The organism is Pseudarthrobacter quantipunctorum (assembly GCF_045291495.1).
GTDB classification, from domain to species: domain Bacteria; phylum Actinomycetota; class Actinomycetes; order Actinomycetales; family Micrococcaceae; genus Arthrobacter; species Arthrobacter quantipunctorum.
In genome coordinates this window covers 977207-995144 of sequence record NZ_CP148033.1, presented here as the reverse complement: position 1 = coordinate 995144, position 17938 = coordinate 977207, and the positions used below count along the sequence as shown (strand labels likewise).

Genomic DNA, 17938 nt, shown 5'->3' with positions numbered 1-17938 from the left:
AATGTCAGGGGTTGCGCTCTGAACACGCACCTGGATCATCAACCAAAAAACCCCCGGAATCTTGCGGATTCCAGGGGTTTTACTGTGTAGCGGTGGGGAGGCTCGATCTCCCGACCTCACGATTATGAGTCGTGCGCTCTAACCAACTGAGCTACACCGCCACGAATGAGAAAAACCTGCGTCAAGCCGGTCAAAACCGCCTTGACACAGGCCCTCATCCAGAGCCCCCCACCGGAATCGATCCGGTGACCTCGTTCTTACCAAGAACGCGCTCTACCACTGAGCTAGGGGGGCAACGAGTAAATACTCTACCGGAAGATTTACCCACCAACAAATCGGCATCCGGGAAGGCGTGGAGGGGCCGGGATATGCTTCCGACAAGCCCTTTTACCAGCCCAAAAAAGCCGGAAACTCAAGGAAAATGAAACCCCTTGAAGCCGCGCAGGCGGGCCGGGCCAGAGCCTTTTCCGAAGGACCCGTTGCAAGGATGTGTCGATCCCCACACTCCCCCTGCAGTTTTCGTCCAGATATGCGGACTTCGAGGCACCCGAAGTCCGCATATCTGGACAAAAACTCACAGGGCGGGGCAGGCAGGAGGGGGCGGGCCGGAGGTTCCAGAGACTCCCCCGCCGCCGGCCGCCGTCGGACGCTCACTGAAAGCACGCCTTAAACACCGGTGGGCCGGCTCGAAAGCCGGCCCACCAGGGGAACGTGTCAGCTAGCTGACGGGTTTACCACTTGCCCTTGCGGTTGAAGTCCCGCTGGCCGCCCTCGTTGCCGTGGCGGGGCTTGCGGGAGCCGTCTCCGTGGCCGCCGAAGCGGGAGTCGCTGGCCTGGCCGCGGTTGGCACCGCTGTCGGCGCTGAAGGAACGCTCGCTGTAGGAGCGGCCGCCGCGGTCAGCGGAGGAGCGCTCGCCGTCGTTCTTGCGGAATTCCTTCTTGAACCCGCCGTTGCCCTTGAAGTTGCCTCCCCGGTCACCGCCGCGGCTGCCCTGGTAGGAGCCGCGGTCGCCGGACGGCTTGCGGCCGTTGTCCAGCTCGAGGTGGATCAGCTCGCCGCCGATCCGGGTGCGGGACAGGGCGCGCAGCTGCTCGGGGCTCAGGTCCGCCGGGAGCTCCACCAGGGAGTGGTCCGAACGGATGTCGATGCCGCCGATCTGGGCCGAGGAAATACCGCCCTCGTTGGCAATGGCACCCACGATGGAGCCCGGCATGACGCGCTGGCGGCGTCCGACGGCGATCCGGTAGGTAGCGTTGCCCTCGGTGAGCGCGCGGGTGGGGCCACGGGAGCCGAAGCCGTCCTTGGAGCGCTCGCGCTTCTGGAACTCGGGAGCTGCAGGCAGTTCCTTGACCAGCAGCGGCTGCCCGCCCTGCGCCATCACGGCAAGGGCTGCGGCGATCTCTGCCGCCGGCACGTTGTGCTCTTCCTCGTAGGAGGCGATCAGGTCGCGGAACGGGGCAACGTCCTCGGAGGCCAGGGTCTCGGTGATCTTCTCGGCGAACTTGCCCAGGCGCAGCGTGTTCACGGTCTCGGCCGTGGGCAGGTGCATCTGCTCCACCGGCTGGCGGGTGGCCTTCTCGATGGAACGCAGCAGGTACTTCTCGCGCGGCGTCATGAACAGGATGGCGTCGCCCGAGCGGCCTGCACGGCCGGTGCGGCCGATGCGGTGCACGTAGGACTCGGTGTCGTGCGGGATGTCGTAGTTGATGACGTGGCTGATGCGCTCCACGTCAAGGCCACGGGCCGCGACGTCGGTGGCCACGAGGATGTCGATGCGGCCTTCCTTCAGTGCGTCCACAGTGCGCTCACGCTGCTGCTGCGGGATGTCACCGTTGATGGCGGCGGCCTGGAAACCGCGGGACTTCAGCTTGTCAGCCAGGTCCTCGGTGGCCATCTTGGTGCGCACGAAGGCAATGACGCCGTCGAACTCTTCAACCTCGAGGATGCGGGTCATGGCATCGAGCTTGTGCGGGCCCATGACCTGCAGGTACCGCTGGCGGGTGTTGGCGCCGGTGGTGGTCTTGGACTTGACGGAGATCTCGGCCGGGTTGTTCAGGTACTGCTTGGACATGCGGCGGATCTGGCTCGGCATGGTGGCAGAGAAAAGCGCAACCTGGCGGTCCGACGGGGTCTGCTGGAAGATCTGCTCCACGTCTTCGGCGAAGCCCATGCGCAGCATCTCGTCGGCCTCGTCCAGGACCAGGTACTGCAGCTCGGACAGGTCCAGGGAACCCTTGGAGATGTGGTCGATCACGCGGCCGGGGGTACCGACGACAACCTGGGCTCCGCGGCGCAGGCCGGCGAGCTGGGGGCCGTAGGCGGAGCCGCCGTAAACGGGGAGGACTGTGAAGTCGTCGATGTGCTTGGCGTACGAGGTGAAGGCCTCGGCAACCTGGAGGGCCAGCTCGCGGGTGGGAGCCAGAACCAGGGCCTGGGTCTTGCGGGAGGGGCCGTTGAGGTCGTGGAGCTCGGCCAGGCGGGACAGTGCCGGTACTGCGAATGCTGCAGTCTTACCGGTGCCGGTCTGTGCGAGGCCCACGACGTCGCGGCCTTCGAGCAGCAGCGGGATGGTTGCTGCCTGGATGGGGGAAGGCTTTTCGTAGCCGACATCCTGCAGGGCGGCGAGGACGCGGCCGTCGATGCCGAGGTCGGCGAACTTGATGCCTTCTTCTTCGTCTTCCTCAGCCCTGGCGGCGGGAGCTTCTTCAACCTTGGCGGCGGGAGCTGCAGGCGCTTCCTCAACCTTTGCGGCGGGAGCTGCTTCGGCGGGTGCCGGTGCGGCCTCGGCTGCGGGGGCAGCGGGCTCGGTGAATTCGATGCTGGTAGTTGCTGCTTCAGCGGAGGCGTCGTTGTGATTTTCGGGCATAGGGAAGTATTCCTCATCCATAGGGGGCCAGGCGGCACTACCCGAGGTGAGTGGAGCCGCAGTACGTGTGCCGTGGATGCCGGGCAAACATTGACCGGCCGGTCACAGAAGTCCGGCGCTTTCGCAATCCCGTGGCAGGACTTCCCGCTGCATCTCTTGGCTGCTATCCCAGCAGTCTGTACAGCGTTTTCTTTAGCCGGCTCTCCCTATGAAAATGCCCGCATCGCTTGTGCGGGCCCCAACACTTGCCAGTCCTGCCTCAAAAATTGGGCAGGAATAAGGGATTTCCGGAGTGGGGGATGTTTCAAGTGTAAGGTACGCACCTGCCGCAGCGGAAATTGAACGTACGACGACGGCGGTGAGCTTGCGCACACCGCTCCCCTTCCAGCGGGTTCAGCCTGCGGCTACCGGCCCAGTTGCCGTTCCAGCGCCTCGAACTTCTGCTTGAACTCGGGCTGCTGCAGGCGGATCTCGCCGTCGGCGTCGGCGTCCCGCAACGCTTCCATCGACTCCAGGTCCGGTTCGCTGAACCACCTGCCCACGGTAACGCCGTGCGTCGGAACGTAGATCCGGTGGATATGGTCCCCGGCCTGGATGCTGCCGGTTTTGATGACGCGCAGGTACGTGCCCACGCGGCCCTCCGCCGTGAACCTCTTGACGAAGTGCGGCTCCCGCATCCGGCGCTGGAAGGTGGCGCAGGGCGTACGCGGCGAGGTGACTTCGACTTCCAGGTTGAGGCCGATCTTCCACCGCTCGCCAATCACCGCTCCCGTGGCGTCGATGCCGGCCACCCGCAGGTTCTCGCCAAAGATTCCGGGCGGCAGGTCCCGCTGCAGCTCGCCGGCCCAGTACTCCGCGTCCTCCTGCGAATAGGCATACAGGGCCTGGTCCGGACCGCCGTGGTGTACCCGGTTCGCCTGGATGTCGCCCTGGAGTCCCAGGCGGTGAACCTTGACGGGGCCCTCTGCCGGCCGTTTGTCGATGGCAGTCACGCCCACGTTGGACGCATCCGGCAGGAGCTGGTGGACGCGGCAGACGGCAACAACGGAGGCGGTTTCCATGGCACCAGTGTAGGGGCCCCGATCCCCCCGCAGGCGGCGGTTCCGGGCATGGGGACTTCTCCCCGTCCCCTATCCCCGGCGGTACTCGCAGCAGGCCCTGCCAGGCACTACGCTGAGTTCAGGATTGCAATTGGGGGTGCAGCGCTGTGCCCAATTCACGTGGACTACTGAAGGGGACGCCATGGACCCGAACCAAGACCCAAATAACGGGCGGGCAAGCGGCAACCAGCCAGGCGGTGACGGTACTGCCGGGGACACCAGCCGGAATGCCGGCCCCAAGCCCCCTCCCTGGCAGGTGCCCAAACCGGAGCTGCGCCCCGAACTCCTCAACGAGCCCGTCACCCCGGTGGACCCGTTTGCCCGCGACCGGGAGAGGCAGCTCAACGAGGCGGCGGCCAAGAAGAAGCGCTCGCAGCGGCGCACCGTGGTGGTGGGCCTGGGCGTGACGGCGCTGCTCGCCGGCACCATCACAGCCGTGGTGGCCAGCAACCAGGATGATCCCGAGTACGCCCAGGTGTGCTTCAACGACGAAACCGGCGAACGGGTGGAGGACACCAACTGCAACAGTTCCGCCGGCCGTAGCGGCGGCATCTACGCCTGGTACTTCTTTTCCCGCGGCGCATTCGTCCCCGCCGTCGGGCAGAACCGGTCAACCGCCCCCAACTACACCAAGACCGTGCCCAGCGGGGCAAAAGCCTCCACCGGGTACAGCACCAAGGGCGGCACCGTCAGCCGCGGCGGCTTCGGCACCACCGCGAAGAGCGGCACAAGCGGCGGCGGCAGCAAAGTGGGGGGCTGAGCGTGAAGCGGCTGTTGTCTGAGCCCAGGCCCGACTGGAAGCAGAAAATCCAGGAACAGGGCCTGGTCTTTTCCACCACCACCATGGACGACGGGCGGCGGATCGAGTACTGGAACGAGTCCGCGTACTACGAATTCACCGCTGACGAGGTGGAGGTTCTCGAGCTGGCAGCCGAGGACATGCACCGGATGTGCCTGGAAGCCGCCAAGTTCCTTGCCACCGGCGCCATGGGAGACATTGGCATCGGTCCGCAGGCTTTGGAGCTCGCCGCGGAGTCCCTGCAGGCCGGGGACGTGGATGTCTACGGCCGCTTCGACTTCATCTATGACGGGCAGGGCGGTCCCGCCAAGATGCTCGAATACAACGCGGACACCCCCACCGGACTCATCGAGGCGGCCGTGGCGCAGTGGTTCTGGCTGCAGGACGTCTTCCCGGAAAAGGACCAGTGGAACGGAATCCATGAGGCCCTGATCCGGCAGTGGAAAAAGGTGCAGTACCGCACCGGCATGAGCACCCTTCACGTTGCCCACTCGGAGGTGGAGGAATCCGGCGAGGACTGGATGACGGCCGCCTACATGCGGGACGTGGCCGGCCAGGCAGGCTGGACCACTATCGGCATCAACATGTCGGACATCGGCTGGGACCCCAACCTCAACCGGTTCGTGGACCTGGACAACTTCATGATCAGCACCATCTTCAAGCTCTACCCCTGGGAGCTGATGATGAAGGAACCTTTCGGGCACCGGCTCCTGGAACGCGCCCACAATCCGCGCTGGGTTGAACCGGCCTGGAAGATGCTCCTCTCCAACAAGGCGCTCCTCGCCGCCCTCTGGCACCTGTACCCGCAGCATCCCAACCTGCTGCCGGCCTACCTCAACGAGCCGGGTCCCCTCAAGGAATGGGTGGCCAAGCCGCTGCACGGCCGCGAGGGCGACAACATTAAGATCCACGCCCAGGGCATCAGCCTTGAGCAGCCCGGCGGGTACGGCCGCGAGGGCTGGTGCTACCAGCAGTTCCAGGAACTGCCCGACTTCGACGGCAACCATCCCGTCCTGGGCCTGTGGGTGGTGGACGGTGAGTCCGTCGGCTGCGGCATCCGGGAATCGGATGGTCCGGTGACGGACTACTTCTGCCGGTTTGTGCCCAACACTATTGACGCGCCGGCGCCGCTTTCGGCTGCGGCATCCTCCAACAAAGCAGGTATTGCACTATGAACCCGGTGACAGCATGAGCACAGGAACCACGACGACGGGCGGCCCGGGGGGCGCGCCGGGCACCACCGTCCCGGACAAGGGGCTCCGGGCCGGGATCCTGGACCTCGGAGACTCCGTGATGCTGGGGCTGGCCTCCACGGCGCCGGTGTATTCGCTGGCTGCGACACTGGGCCTCATTGTGGCCGTGAACGGCAACTACACTCCCCTGATCCTGCTGCTCGGCTTCGTCCCCGTCCTGTTCATCGCGTATGCGTTCCGCGAGCTGAACAGCGCCATTCCGGACTGCGGCACCACCTTCACCTGGTCCCGCCGGGCGTTCGGGCCCTGGGCCGGCTGGCTGGGAGGCTGGGGCGTGGCGCTCGCCGGCATCGTGGTGCTCGCCAACCTGGCGCAGGTGGCGGGACAGTACCTGTGGCTCCTGGTGGGTGACGGCTTCCTGGCGGAAAACAAGGCCGTGGTCACCGCCACCGGCGTGCTGTTCATCGCCGTCATGACGCTGGTCAACTACCGGGGCATCCGGCTGGGTGAACACGTCCAGCGGGTGCTGACCTACGTGCAGTACATCGCCCTGGGCGTCTTTGCCTTGGCGATCGTGGTGCGGATCGTTGCAGGTGCCGCCGCCGGAGACACAACCATCCAGGCTTTCTCATTTGAGTGGTTCAACCCGGTGGGTGCCTTTGCGGACCCCGGGGCCGTGGTGCACGGCGCGCTCCTGGCACTCTTCATTTACTGGGGCTGGGACACATGCCTGGCAGTCAACGAGGAAACTGAGAACCCCTCAACCACTCCCGGCCGCGGCGCGGTGATCTCCGCCTTCATCCTGGTGGCCATCTACGTCTCCGTAGCGCTGCTGGTGATGATGTATGCCACCGTGGGCACGGAAGGCATCGGCCTGGGCAACGAGGCCAACCAGGACGACGTCTTCCTGGCCATGCGGGACGTGGTGCTGGGCCCCTGCGGCTGGCTGATCGTCGTCGCGGTCCTCGCGTCCGTCCTGTCCTCCACCCAGACCACCATCCTCCCCACGGCACGCGGCACCCTGTCCATGGGCGTCCACGGCGCCCTGCCGCCAAAGTTCGGGGAGGTGCACCCGAAGAACCAGACCCCCGGGTTCTCCACCCAGGTCATGGGCGCGGCCGCAATCGCCTATTACGTGGCCATGAGTTTCCTGAGCGAGAACCTGCTCTCCGATTCCATCAGCGCCATCAGCCTGTTCATCGCCTTCTACTACGCACTCACCGGCTTCGCGTGCTTCTGGTTCTTCCGCGGCACCCTGCGGGATTCGGCACGCAACCTGTGGTTCCGGGGCATCCTGCCGCTCGTGGGCGCCCTCCTGCTGACAGCCGCCTTCTTCATATCGGCGGTGCAGATGTGGGACCCGGCCTACGGCGACACCCAGATCTTTGGGATCGGCGGGGCATTTGTCAGCGGCGTGCTGCTGCTGGCCCTGGGTGTGGTGCTGGCTGTGGTTTGCCGGTTCCTGCCGGCAACCTCCGGCTACTTTACCGGCCGGCAGCCTGCGCACCCGGCAGCCCCGGGAACGTCCAGCTAGGGTTCTGCCATGACCAACGCGCCTGTTACAGCGGCTGAATTCCCGGCCGACCCCTCCGACATCCTGGCCTTGGACAGCCTCCTGGGCGCGGAAGAACTGAGGATCCGGCAGCGCGTCCGCGATTTCACGGACCAGCGGATCAAACCCGACATTGCGCGCTGGTACGACCAAGCTGTCTTCCGCCTGGAGCTCGCGCAGGAACTGGGTGAACTGGGGGTGCTCGGCATGCACCTGGAGGGCTACGGCTGCCCCGGCCGCACCGCCGTCGAATATGGCCTGGCTGCAATGGAACTTGAGGCCGGCGATTCCGGGATCCGCACGTTTGTTTCGGTGCAGGGCTCGCTGGCCATGACCGCCATCCACAAGTGGGGCTCCGAGGACCAGAAGCAGGAGTGGCTGCCCCGGATGGCGGCCGGTGAAGTCATTGGCTGTTTCGCCCTGACCGAGCCGACTGCAGGGTCCGACCCCGCGGCCATGACCACCTTTGCCCGCCGCGACGGCCCAGGAGATGACGCCGGCTGGGTGCTCAATGGTGCCAAGCGCTGGATTGGCCTCGCTTCGGTGGCCGGGGTGATGGTGGTGTGGGCCATGACCGACGACGGCGTGCACGGCTTCCTGGTGCCGGCGGGGGCCCCCGGCGTCACTGCCGTCCCCATCACGCGGAAACTGTCGATGCGTGCGTCCATCCAGTGCGACGTGGTGTTCGACGACGTCAGGCTGGGACCCGAGGCGCTGTTGCCGGCGGCGCGCGGCCTGCGCGGCCCGTTTACCTGCCTGAACGAGGCCCGGTACGGCATTGCCTGGGGAGCCATGGGCGCAGCCCGGGATTCGTACCAGGCGGCGCTGTCCTACTCGCAGGAGCGGCTGCAGTTCGGCAAACCGCTGGCCGGATACCAGCTGACCCAGGAGAAGCTGGTCAACATGCTGGTGGAGATCCAGAAGGGCACGCTCCTGGCGCTGCACCTGGGACGGCTCAAGGACGCCGGCAGGCTGCGGCCGGAACAGATTTCCCTGGGCAAGCTGAACAACGTGCGCGAGGCCATCGCCGTGGCCCGGGAGGCACGCTCCATCCTCGGCGGAAACGGCATCACCCTGGACTACTCCCCGCTGCGCCACGCGGCCAACCTGGAATCGGTGCGCACCTATGAGGGCACAGACGAAGTCCACACCCTGGTCCTTGGCCAGCACATCACCGGCATCAACGCGTTCCGCTGACCCTGGCTTCCCCTCCCAACTGGGTAGCAGTTGATGTCGTTTTGGCGGCTCATAACAGCATCTGCTGCTACCTAGCGTATGAGCGCCGCTGGCGCGCCGTGGGCCTGGAAAGTCTGCCTCCGGCCTTCCGGGTCTCTGGTCAGGCAGGTGTGTGGGGCGGATCATGGTGGTGTCCGTCTCGGTGAACGCCGACCCAACTTGGTGCCTTGAGTCCGTTACCTAGCGTGGTGTGGAGGACTCCCACGGGAACCGTGGATTGTTGCTCTTAAGCACGGGTGTTAGATTCCTGAATAATCCCAGTCCTCCCCGAGGCAGACGCTGTCATAACCGTTCATCAGTGTTGGCAGACGCTGTCATAACCGTTCATCAGTGTTGGAGGAAACTGGAATGGACATTGTTCATGAACGCGCCGCGGGAATGGATATCTCCAAACGCGATGCAAAGGTCTGCGTGCGGATACCCGGGGACCGGGCCGGGACTTACACCTCGAAGGTCACGACCTGGGGCGCGACCACGCAGGCGATCCTGGAGTTGCGGGAGTTCCTGGAACGCGAACACGTCACCGTTGTGGTGATGGAAGCAACCAGCGATTACTGGAAACCGTTCTTCTATCTGCTCGAAGAAACCCTGCCGGTGATGCTCGTGAACGCCAAAGCTGCCCGGAACATCCCGGGCCGGAAAACCGATGTTTCGGACGCTGCCTGGCTGGCCCAGTTAGCCGCGCACGGGCTGCTGCGGGCCTCGTTCGTGCCACCGGAGCCGATCCGGGAACTGCGGGACCTCACCCGCGCCCGCGCCATAGCCACCCGCGACCGGGCCCGTGAGATCCAGCGGCTCGAGAAGTTCCTGGAGAGCTCCGGGATCAAACTCTCCTCGGTGGTCTCTGACCTGACAGGGGTCTCCTCCCGGGACATGCTCGAAGCCCTCATCAATGGTGAACGGAACCCGAACGTCCTGGCCTGCATGGCCCGCGGAACGATGCGCTCAAAAATCCCCGCCCTCGTCGACGCGCTCACCGGCAGGTTCAAACCCCACCACGCGTTCATGGCAAAGCTGCACCTGAACCAGATCGACGCCCACACCCGGACCATTCAGGCACTCACCGCACGGATCGAGGAGGCGATGGAACCCTTTCGTGACGCCAGGGATGCCCTGGCCACCATCCCAGGAGTCTCCCAACGAGTCGCCGAAGTGATCATCGCCGAAACCGGTGCGGACATGGCCGTCTTTGAAACCCCCGGCCGGCTCGCATCGTGGACCGGAGTGTGTCCCGGCGCCAACGAATCCGCCGGCCGGATCAAATCAGCACACATCATGCCCGGAAACAAATACCTCAAAGGTGCACTTGGGATCGCGGCCATGTCAGCGGCCCAATCCAAGAACACCTACCTCGCCGCCAAATACCACCGCCTCACAGCCCGCAGCGGCCGCAACAAAGCCCTCGTCGCCGTCGAGCATTCCATCCTGACCGCGGCCTGGCACATGCTCGCCAACGGCGAATGCTACTTAGAACCAGGAGCCGACTACTACACCCGGACCAACCCATCCCGGGCGAAGAACAACGCCATCAAACAACTCAATAGCCTCGGATACGACGTCACCATCACCCCGGTCACAGCGGCCTGACCCACCCTACTTTCGTATTAGTTGGGCTGGGGGCGCTGAGGCGGGCTACGCCGAGAAGCCGCCGTCGGACTTGATGAGCTGGCCGGAGACCCAGCGGCCGGCGGGCGAGAGCAGGAACGCCACAGTCCCTGCGACGTCTGCCGGTGTTCCCAGCCGTCCGGCGGGCTGTTGGGCCGTCAGCGCTTCCCGGATTTCATCGTCCATCCAGCCCGTGTCCACCGGGCCCGGGTTCAGCACGTTCGCCGAGATGCCCTGCGGTCCGAGCTCCCGCGCGGCGGCAATGACGATCCTGTCCAGCGCGCCCTTCGAGGCGCCATAAGGAAGGTTGAACGCTGTGTGGCCACTGGTCAGCGCAACGATTGCGCCGCCGTCGTCCGTTGCCTGCCGCGCGAACGCGGCAATCAGCTGCCAGCTGGCCCGCGTATTCACGGCAAAGTGCCGCTCAAAGGATTCCACGCTGGTGTCCAGGATGCCCGAGTCCACAGACTCGGCATGGCTCAGGACCAGGCCCTGCAGCGGGCCGGCCAGCCGCATGGACTCAGCGACCAGCTGGCCGGGCACGGCGGGGTCCTGCAGGTCCGCGGACAGCACGTGGACCTGGGCGCCGATGGCCTCGAGCTCGGCAGTAAGGCGTACGACGTCGTCCGGTTCAGTCCCCCACGGCATCCGGGCGTCGTAGTCCTGCCAGAAGGCCAGCACCAGGTCCCAGCCCTCGGCGGCGAGTTGCCGGGCAATGCCGGCGCCGATCGACGCCAGCCTCCCGGCGCCTGTGATGAGGGCGACGGGGCGGACGGCTGCTTGGGGAGATTCCATGGGGTCAGCCTAGTAGCGCAGGCTCCCCTGCCGCGAAACCGCCAGCCTCCGTTATTCGGGAAGCAGGATCAGCTCCAGGTACCCGCGCAGGCACCCGGCCATGTCCACCTTGTCCGGCGCCAGAAGCCACTGGGTCTGGATCCCGTCCCACAGCCCGATCAAGGACGCTGCGGCGACCTCCGGGTCCACGCCCGGGCGCAGCCGCCCTTCCCCCGCAAGCTCCCGTAACTGCCGGGTGTAGCTGCGGCGCAGCTCTTCAAACCTGTTGGTGAAGTACGGGCGCCCGGGATGCCCCTCCGTGACTGCTTCCCCGCACAGCACGGTGTAGAGCTCCAGGACTCCCGGCACGTCCTCATTGAAGCGCGCCTGGCGGAGGACGGCATCAACAAGCGATTCCTCCGGGTCCGGCGGCGCGGTACCGTCTCCAGTAATGGAGTCGCGCCAGTTAAGCACCGCCAGCAGCAGTTGGCTTTTGGACGGAAAGTAATGCAGGAGGCTCGTCTGGCTCATGCCGGCGCGGTCGGCAACGTCCTGCAGCGAGCCCCCGCGGTATCCGCGGGCGGCGAAGACGGCGTGGGCTGCGGTCAGGATGGCCTGGCGGCGCTCTGTGGACTTCGCGTAGGGTCCCCGGCGGGAAGCCTGGGGCCCCTCCTTGGTGCTCATGGCAAGCCAGTGTACCCGCCGTATTATCCGGGGAATCAGAACTCGAGTGCTCACTCGACTTTTCGTGTTAGCCTGTCTCGAACCGAACAAAAAGTGCCATGGTTCACACTTTTAGGCACATAACCGACACAACGAGGTGAAGGCAAATGTCCCAATTCACACGAAGACAACTCCTGGGTGCGGGCCTGGGCACCGCAGCGATGGGGCTCCTGTCCGGCTGCGCCACCCCGGGCATGCGCTCCGTCAACACTGCACCGGTGCTCGCCCCAGCCGCCAGCGGGGAAAAAGTCACCCTCACATACTGGTGCTGGCTCAAGGACGCCCAGAAGGTCGCGGACATCTGGAACGCCTCCCACCCCCAGGTGCAGGTGGAGGTGGTATGGATCCCCGGCGGCAATTCAGGGGGTTACCAGAAGCTCTACTCAGCCCTGGCAGCGGGTGGCGGACCTGACCTCGCCCAAGTGGAGATGCGTTCGCTTCCGGAATTTATGCTGGTGAACGGGCTTGTCGACGTAGCGCGTTATGGCGCCCAGGACTACGCCCGCCTCTACGACGAGACCCTGTGGGGCCAGGTCAGCTTCTCCGGCGGTGTCTACGGAATTCCCCAGGACTCCGGGCCCATGGCGATGTTCTACCAGCCGGCCATCCTCGACCAGGTGGGCGGCACCAGCCCCGGCACCTGGGACGACTGGGCAGCGCTGGCCCGTGAGCTCCGCCGCAATGATGTCTACCTGGACTGCTTCCCGCTGGCTGACGCGTCAGTTTTCACTGCTTTCGCGACGCAGGCAGGTGCGCGGTGGCTGCGCCCGGAGGAGGACGGTTGGGTCATCAACATGACTGACGACGCCACCCTGAAGGTGGCCCGCTTCTTTGACCAGGCCATCAACGAGGACCTTGTCCAGACTGCCTTCGGCGCCTACTCCCCCGGCTGGTTCGCGGCTGCTGCGAAAGGGTCGATCGCTTCGGTCGTTACGGGCAGCTGGGGTGATGCCCTGATCGAAGGGGTCAGCGGCGGCAGCGGCAAATGGCGGGTGGCACCCATGCCCACGTGGGGCGGCACCGGGTTCGGGTCAAGCTACCTTGGCGGCTCCACCGCGGCGGTGCTGGCCAACAGTAGGCACCCCCGCGAAGCACTCGAGTTTGCGGTGTGGATGACCACGTCCAGGGAAGGCATCGACGCCGAAATCACCAACAGCGGCATCGGCTGGTCCCCCACGCCGGACTTCATCGGAAGCTCGCGGCAGGCGCCCTCGGACTTCTTCAGCGGCCAGAGCTACCACCAGGAGATCCTTGTGCCGGCGGCACAGCAGCAGAACAAGGACTGGTCCTGGTGGCCAGTCACCCAGCAGTCCTTCAACATCCTGAGCGATGGCTTCCGGAAGAAGGCGTCCGGAACGAGCCTGGTGGATTCGGTGGCGACGGCGGAACAACAGATCATGACCGTCTTCAGGAACAAGGGCCTCAGCATTCGAAAGGAAGCGTCATGACAACGCCGTCACGAACACTCCCAGGCGGTCCGCCGGCGGCCGCCCGCCAGGACACCGTCCCCCGTAAGGCCGGCGGCCGGACGGGAGCCGCGGCACGTGCCCCCTGGATCCTGCTTGCCCCTTTCCTGGCGCTGTTTATCCTCACGTTCATCCTGCCGATCTTCGTTGCGGTGGGATCGAGCTTCACCAAAGTGACCCGGAGCGGACTCTTCGGGGAGGCCGGGGTTACCAGCGAATTCGCCGGTTTCAGCAACTACGCCCAGGCGCTGGCTGACGGCAGCTTCGTGGCGTCGATCGGACGTATGCTCCTGTTCGGCGTGGTGCAGGTTCCGCTGATGATCGCCCTCTGCACGGTGCTTGCCCTCATGCTCGAATCAGCGTCTGCCAAGTGGCCGGGTTTCTTCCGTGCCGCGTACTTCCTCCCCTACGGCGTTCCGGGTGTCATTGCCACCATTCTCTGGTCCTTCCTCTACGTCCCCGGGCTGAGTCCCCTGTTCGATGTCGCGGCCCTGGTGGGACTGACCCCCGATTTCCTGGGCGCCAACACCGTCCTGTGGTCGATCGCGAACATCGTCACCTGGAGCTACACCGGTTACAACATGCTGATCATCGTGGCCCAGCTGAAGGCCATACCCGGGGAACTGTATGAGGCGGCGAAGGTGGACGGCGCCTCCACCTGGCGGGTGGCCCTCAGCATCCAGCTCCCGCTGATCCGGCCCGCCCTTGTCCTCACAACAGTGTTCTCCATCATCGGCACCCTGCAGCTCTTCGCCGAAGCCCAGGTCCTGAAGACCGTCGCACCCGCCATCGACAGCCAGTACACGCCCAACCTCAGCGCGTACACCACCGCGTTCGCCTACAACGACTACAACGTGGCCGCCGCACAGGCCGTGCTGATCGCTGTGGCAGCCTTCGTCCTGTCCTTCGCCTTCCTCAAATTCACGAACAGGAAGTCATCATGACCGCAACCGTGACACCGCCGTCGACATCAGCTACCGCGCCCCGCTCTTCCGCAGCCGCGTCCAGGCGTCCGGGCGGCAGGAGCGGCCCGTCCACCATCATCGTCACCGCGCTGCTGGTGGTGGTGGCCCTGTACTTCCTCATTCCCGTCTACTGGGTTGTTGTCGCTGCCACCAAGTCCACGGAGGACCTGTTTTCCACCAACGGATTCTGGTTTGCCCCCACGGTGGCACTGTGGGACAACCTTGCCCAGGTGCTCAGCTACGACAACGGCATCTTCATCCGCTGGTTCCTGAACTCAGTGCTGTACGCCGGCATCGGCGCCCTCGTTGCCACCTACTTTGCGGCGGCAGGCGGCTATGCGCTGGCCAAGTACGAGTTCCGCGGCCGGAACCTGGTGTTCGGCACCATCCTGGGCGGAGTGCTGGTGCCCGGCACGGCCACCGCGCTGCCGCTCTTCCTGCTCTTCAGCCAGCTCGGCCTGGCCAACACGTACTGGAGCGTGCTGCTGCCGTCCCTGGTGTCGCCGTTTGGACTGTTCCTGTGCCGGATCTATTCGCAAGCCACGGTGGACAGCTCACTCATTGAGGCTGCCCGGCTGGACGGCGCCGGCGAACTGAGGATCTTCCACACCATCGGGCTGCGCGTCCTCACCCCGGCCCTGGTCACCGTGTTTCTCTTCCAGCTGGTGGGGATCTGGAACAACTACTTCCTGCCGCTCGTGATGCTGTCCGACTCGGGGCTGTACCCGATCACGCTCGGCCTGAACAACTGGCTGAGCCAGGTGGACCGGCTGCCCGAGTTCTACGAGCTGACCACCGGCGGTGTGCTGCTGTCGATCATCCCGCTCAGCATCGCCATGGTGGTCCTGCAGCGCTTCTGGCGCGGCGGCCTAACCGAGGGTTCCGTGAAGTAGGTAGGAACGTCCCGACGCGGGACGGCACGTCGCGGCAACCCCGCCCCGGGGACTGCCGTGACGTGCCGTTCTGTTCTAACGGCCGGGCTAAGGGATGGCGGCGAACGCCTGGTCCAGGTCCGCCAGCAGGTCCTCCACGTCCTCGATGCCGCAGGACAGGCGGAGGAGGTTCACCGGGACCGCCAGTTCGGTGCCCTTGACCGAGGCGTGCGTCATCTCGGACGGGTAGTTCATCAGCGACTCGATGCCGCCCAGGGATTCCGCCAGGGTGAACACGGACGTCGATTCAGCCACCTTCCGGGCAGCAGCCTCGCCGCCCTTGAACTGCACCGAAACCATGCCGCCGAAGCTCCGCATCTGCTTTTTCGCCAGCTCGTGGCCCGGGTGGGACGGCAGGCCCGGATACAGGACGGCCTCCACTTCGGGGCGTTCCAGGAGCCACTCAGCCACGGCCTGGCCGTTAAGGCTGTGCCGGTCCATGCGGACGCCCAGGGTCTTCAGGCCGCGGGTGGTGAGGAAAGCGTCCATGGGACCGGAGACGGCGCCCACGGCGAACTGCACGAAGCCGATCTTCTCCGCGAGTTCCGCGTCATTGACCACGACGGCGCCGCCCACCACATCCGAATGCCCGCCGATGTACTTCGTCGTGGAGTGGACCACCACGTCGGCACCCAGGGCGAGTGGGTTCTGCAGGTAGGGGGACGCAAAGGTGTTGTCTACAACCAGGAGGGCACCGGCGTCGTGCGCTATTCCTGCGAGCGCCGCGATGTCGGTGATTTTCATCAGCGGGTTGGACGGGGTCTCCACCCACACGAAGCGGGTCTTGCTGGCGGCCACCGCGTCCCGGACGGCGTCGAGGTCCGCCATGTCCACCGGAGTGTTGCCGATCCCCCACCCGCCGAGGACCCGGCTGATGAGCCGGTAGGTGCCGCCATAGGCGTCGTTGCCCAGCACGATGTGGTCGCCCGGGCGGGTCAGTGCCCGGATGAGCGAATCCTCGGCGGCCAGCCCGGAGCTGAAGCTGTAGGCGTGGGTGCCGCCTTCCAGCGCCGCGAGCTGTTCCTGCAGGGCGTCCCGCGTGGGGTTGCCGCCGCGGCCGTACTCATAACCGCTGCGGAGCCCGCCGATGCCGTCCTGCGCGTAGGTGGAACTGAAGTGCAGGGGCGGGACCACGGCGCCGGTGCGGGGCTCGAAGGCCTGTCCGGCGTGGACCGCGCGGGTGTTGAAACCTTGGTTTTCGGGGACGGACATGATGCTCCTTGTCTGGGTGAAGCCGTATCAGGGTGAAGCAGGTCAGTTGCTGAGGTAGGCCAGGAGGTCGTGCCGGGTGAGGATGCCCACGGGCGCGCCTACGAACGTGACCATGACCGTGTCCACGTCCGAGAGCAGTTCCCTGGCCGCCGAAATGGTTTCCAGCGATCCGATGACGGGCAGCTTGGGGCCCATGTGCTCGGAGATCTTGTCCGTCAGTTTGGCTTCGCCGCGGAACAGCTTGGCGGTGAGGGTGCGTTCATCCACGGCACCGAGCACCTCGCCCATCACCACCGGCGGCTCCTGGGACAGGACCGGGATGTGGCTGACGCCGAACTCGTTCATGATGTTGATGACGTCGCGCACGGACTCGTTGGGATGGATGTGCACCAGGTCCGGCAGTTCGCCGTTCTTGGAGCTGATGACCTCCCCCACGGAGGTTTCCTCGCCGCCGGAGAGGAAACCGTAGGAGCGCATCCACTGGTCGTTGAAGATTTTCCCCAGGTAGCCCCGGCCGGAGTCCGGCAGGATCACGACGACGACGGCGGACTCGGGCAGGTCCCGCGCCGCCTTCAGGGCGGCCACCACGGCCATGCCGGAGGAGCCGCCCACCAGGAGGCCCTCCTCGCGGGCCAGGCGCCTGGTCATGGCGAAGGAATCTGCGTCGCTCACGGCGATTACCTGGTCCGGGATGGACTTGTCGTAGTTCCCGGGCCACATGTCCTCCCCCACGCCCTCCACGAAGTAGGGGCGGCCGGTGCCGCCGGAGTAGACCGAGCCTTCCGGGTCCGCGCCGATGATCCGGACCACGCCGCCGTCGGACTCCGGCCGGTGTGCCGATGCTTCCTTCAGGTAGCGGCCGGTGCCGGTGATGGTTCCGCCCGTTCCCGCGCCGATGACGCAATGGGTGATCCTGCCGTCCGTATCGCGCCAGATCTCCGGGCCGGTGGTCTGGTAGTGGCTGCCGGGCGCCGCGGGGTTGGAGAACTGGTCCGGCTTGTACGCACCGGGGGTCTCCCTGACAATCCGGTCCGAGACGCCGTAGTAGCTTTGCGGGCTGTCCGGCGGCACCGCCGTGGGCGTCACCACCACCTCAGCCCCGTACGCCTGGAGGACGGCGCGCTTGTCCTCCCCCACCTTGTCCGGAACCACGAAAACGCACTTGTAGCCCTTTTGCTGGGCCACCAGGGCCAGGCCAACTCCGGTGTTGCCGGAGGTGGGCTCAACAATGGTCCCGCCGGGCTGCAGCTTGCCGTCCCGCTCGGCGTCCTCGATCATCTTCACCGCAATGCGGTCCTTGATGGACCCGCCCGGGTTCAGGTACTCCAGCTTGACCAGGACGGTGGCTTTGATGCCCTCCGTCACGTGGTTGAGTTTGATGAGCGGGGTATTGCCAATGAGGTCCAGGATGGACTGGGCGTACTTCATGGATACAAAGCTACCGCTTCACCGCCGTGGGCACCTTCCCCGGATTTTGGCCCCGGCGGCACGCCACGCGGGAGCCGGCCGTCCCC

Annotated in this window: 14 protein-coding genes and 2 tRNA genes; 8 read left to right on the top strand and 8 right to left on the bottom strand. The window is 65.7% G+C overall.

The genetic code is table 11. The features are described 5' to 3' along the window. Window positions 1-87: 87 nt before the first annotated feature. The 4 genes from WHH00_RS04550 to WHH00_RS04535 all read right to left on the bottom strand — a co-directional run bounded on the left by WHH00_RS04550 (window position 88) and on the right by WHH00_RS04535 (window position 3928). Window positions 88-161, bottom strand: a tRNA-Met gene (locus WHH00_RS04550). A gap of 61 nt (window positions 162-222) precedes the next feature. Beyond that, window positions 223-294: transfer RNA gene (locus WHH00_RS04545), tRNA-Thr, on the bottom strand. Between the two features lie 437 nt (window positions 295-731). Further along, window positions 732-2867, bottom strand: a complete 2136-nt coding sequence (locus WHH00_RS04540; protein ID WP_406636924.1) for a DEAD/DEAH box helicase — start codon at window positions 2865-2867, stop codon at window positions 732-734. Between the two features lie 404 nt (window positions 2868-3271). Next, complete coding sequence (locus tag WHH00_RS04535; protein ID WP_406636922.1) at window positions 3272-3928, bottom strand: MOSC domain-containing protein; 657 nt, start codon at window positions 3926-3928, stop codon at window positions 3272-3274. A 181-nt stretch (window positions 3929-4109) separates the two neighbouring features. Between WHH00_RS04535 and WHH00_RS04530 the strand changes: the two genes are divergently transcribed. The 5 genes from WHH00_RS04530 (at window position 4110) to WHH00_RS04510 (ending at window position 10334) form a co-directional block, all read left to right on the top strand. Continuing rightward, window positions 4110-4727, top strand: coding sequence for a Tat pathway signal protein (locus WHH00_RS04530; RefSeq protein ID WP_406636920.1), 618 nt, complete (start codon window positions 4110-4112; stop codon window positions 4725-4727). A gap of 2 nt (window positions 4728-4729) precedes the next feature. Further along, window positions 4730-5941 carry a glutathionylspermidine synthase family protein gene (locus WHH00_RS04525; RefSeq protein ID WP_406636918.1) on the top strand — a complete coding sequence of 404 codons (1212 nt, stop codon included), beginning with the start codon at window positions 4730-4732 and terminating at the stop codon, window positions 5939-5941. Window positions 5942-5954: 13 nt separating this feature from the next. Next, entirely contained in the window at window positions 5955-7493 is a 1539-nt protein-coding gene (locus WHH00_RS04520; RefSeq protein ID WP_406636916.1) for an APC family permease, read from the top strand. A gap of 9 nt (window positions 7494-7502) precedes the next feature. After that, entirely contained in the window at window positions 7503-8708 is a 1206-nt protein-coding gene (locus tag WHH00_RS04515; RefSeq protein ID WP_406636914.1) for an acyl-CoA dehydrogenase family protein, read from the top strand. A 387-nt stretch (window positions 8709-9095) separates the two neighbouring features. Beyond that, window positions 9096-10334 carry an IS110 family transposase gene (locus WHH00_RS04510; RefSeq protein WP_406635832.1) on the top strand — a complete coding sequence of 413 codons (1239 nt, stop codon included), beginning with the start codon at window positions 9096-9098 and terminating at the stop codon, window positions 10332-10334. A gap of 45 nt (window positions 10335-10379) precedes the next feature. Here the strand turns inward: WHH00_RS04510 and WHH00_RS04505 are convergent, their stop codons facing one another. Next, window positions 10380-11147: an SDR family oxidoreductase gene (locus WHH00_RS04505; RefSeq protein WP_406636912.1), complete on the bottom strand. Its 768-nt coding sequence runs from the start codon at window positions 11145-11147 to the stop codon at window positions 10380-10382. Between the two features lie 51 nt (window positions 11148-11198). Beyond that, a complete protein-coding gene (locus tag WHH00_RS04500) occupies window positions 11199-11810 on the bottom strand; it encodes a TetR/AcrR family transcriptional regulator (RefSeq protein WP_406636910.1) in 612 nt (203 codons plus the stop codon). Window positions 11811-11956: 146 nt separating this feature from the next. On the opposite strand from WHH00_RS04500, the gene WHH00_RS04495 reads away from it, so the two are divergent. Genes WHH00_RS04495 through WHH00_RS04485 form a run of 3 tightly spaced genes read left to right on the top strand, consistent with a single transcriptional unit; the run spans window position 11957 to window position 15173 of the window. Then, a complete protein-coding gene (locus WHH00_RS04495) occupies window positions 11957-13297 on the top strand; it encodes an ABC transporter substrate-binding protein (protein ID WP_406636908.1) in 1341 nt (446 codons plus the stop codon). Further along, window positions 13294-14259 carry a carbohydrate ABC transporter permease gene (locus WHH00_RS04490; protein ID WP_406636906.1) on the top strand — a complete coding sequence of 322 codons (966 nt, stop codon included), beginning with the start codon at window positions 13294-13296 and terminating at the stop codon, window positions 14257-14259. The genes WHH00_RS04495 and WHH00_RS04490 overlap by 4 nt, the downstream gene beginning before the upstream one ends. Then, window positions 14256-15173 (top strand): carbohydrate ABC transporter permease, encoded by a 918-nt coding sequence (locus WHH00_RS04485; RefSeq protein WP_406636904.1) that lies wholly within the window; start codon window positions 14256-14258, stop codon window positions 15171-15173. The genes WHH00_RS04490 and WHH00_RS04485 overlap by 4 nt, the downstream gene beginning before the upstream one ends. Before the next feature lie 87 nt (window positions 15174-15260). Here the strand turns inward: WHH00_RS04485 and WHH00_RS04480 are convergent, their stop codons facing one another. After that, window positions 15261-16424 (bottom strand): cystathionine gamma-synthase, encoded by a 1164-nt coding sequence (locus tag WHH00_RS04480; RefSeq protein WP_406636902.1) that lies wholly within the window; start codon window positions 16422-16424, stop codon window positions 15261-15263. Window positions 16425-16466: 42 nt separating this feature from the next. Then, window positions 16467-17852, bottom strand: a complete 1386-nt coding sequence (locus tag WHH00_RS04475; RefSeq protein WP_406636900.1) for a cystathionine beta-synthase — start codon at window positions 17850-17852, stop codon at window positions 16467-16469. Between the last annotated feature and the right edge of the window lie 86 nt (window positions 17853-17938).

Excerpts from the sequence above, each read along its gene's own strand:
- WHH00_RS04515 (WP_406636914.1), top strand. The coding sequence starts at position 7,503 with ATGACCAACGCGCCTGTTACAGCGGCTGAATTCCCGGCCGACCCCTCC.
- WHH00_RS04530 (WP_406636920.1), top strand. The coding sequence starts at position 4,110 with ATGGACCCGAACCAAGACCCAAATAACGGGCGGGCAAGCGGCAACCAG.
- WHH00_RS04510 (WP_406635832.1), top strand. The coding sequence starts at position 9,096 with ATGGACATTGTTCATGAACGCGCCGCGGGAATGGATATCTCCAAACGC.
- WHH00_RS04490 (WP_406636906.1), top strand. The coding sequence starts at position 13,294 with ATGACAACGCCGTCACGAACACTCCCAGGCGGTCCGCCGGCGGCCGCC.
- WHH00_RS04505 (WP_406636912.1), bottom strand. The coding sequence starts at position 11,147 with ATGGAATCTCCCCAAGCAGCCGTCCGCCCCGTCGCCCTCATCACAGGC.
- WHH00_RS04535 (WP_406636922.1), bottom strand. The coding sequence starts at position 3,928 with ATGGAAACCGCCTCCGTTGTTGCCGTCTGCCGCGTCCACCAGCTCCTG.
- WHH00_RS04480 (WP_406636902.1), bottom strand. The coding sequence starts at position 16,424 with ATGTCCGTCCCCGAAAACCAAGGTTTCAACACCCGCGCGGTCCACGCC.
- WHH00_RS04520 (WP_406636916.1), top strand. The coding sequence starts at position 5,955 with ATGAGCACAGGAACCACGACGACGGGCGGCCCGGGGGGCGCGCCGGGC.
- WHH00_RS04500 (WP_406636910.1), bottom strand. The coding sequence starts at position 11,810 with ATGAGCACCAAGGAGGGGCCCCAGGCTTCCCGCCGGGGACCCTACGCG.
- WHH00_RS04540 (WP_406636924.1), bottom strand. The coding sequence starts at position 2,867 with ATGCCCGAAAATCACAACGACGCCTCCGCTGAAGCAGCAACTACCAGC.
- WHH00_RS04485 (WP_406636904.1), top strand. The coding sequence starts at position 14,256 with ATGACCGCAACCGTGACACCGCCGTCGACATCAGCTACCGCGCCCCGC.
- WHH00_RS04495 (WP_406636908.1), top strand. The coding sequence starts at position 11,957 with ATGTCCCAATTCACACGAAGACAACTCCTGGGTGCGGGCCTGGGCACC.
- WHH00_RS04475 (WP_406636900.1), bottom strand. The coding sequence starts at position 17,852 with ATGAAGTACGCCCAGTCCATCCTGGACCTCATTGGCAATACCCCGCTC.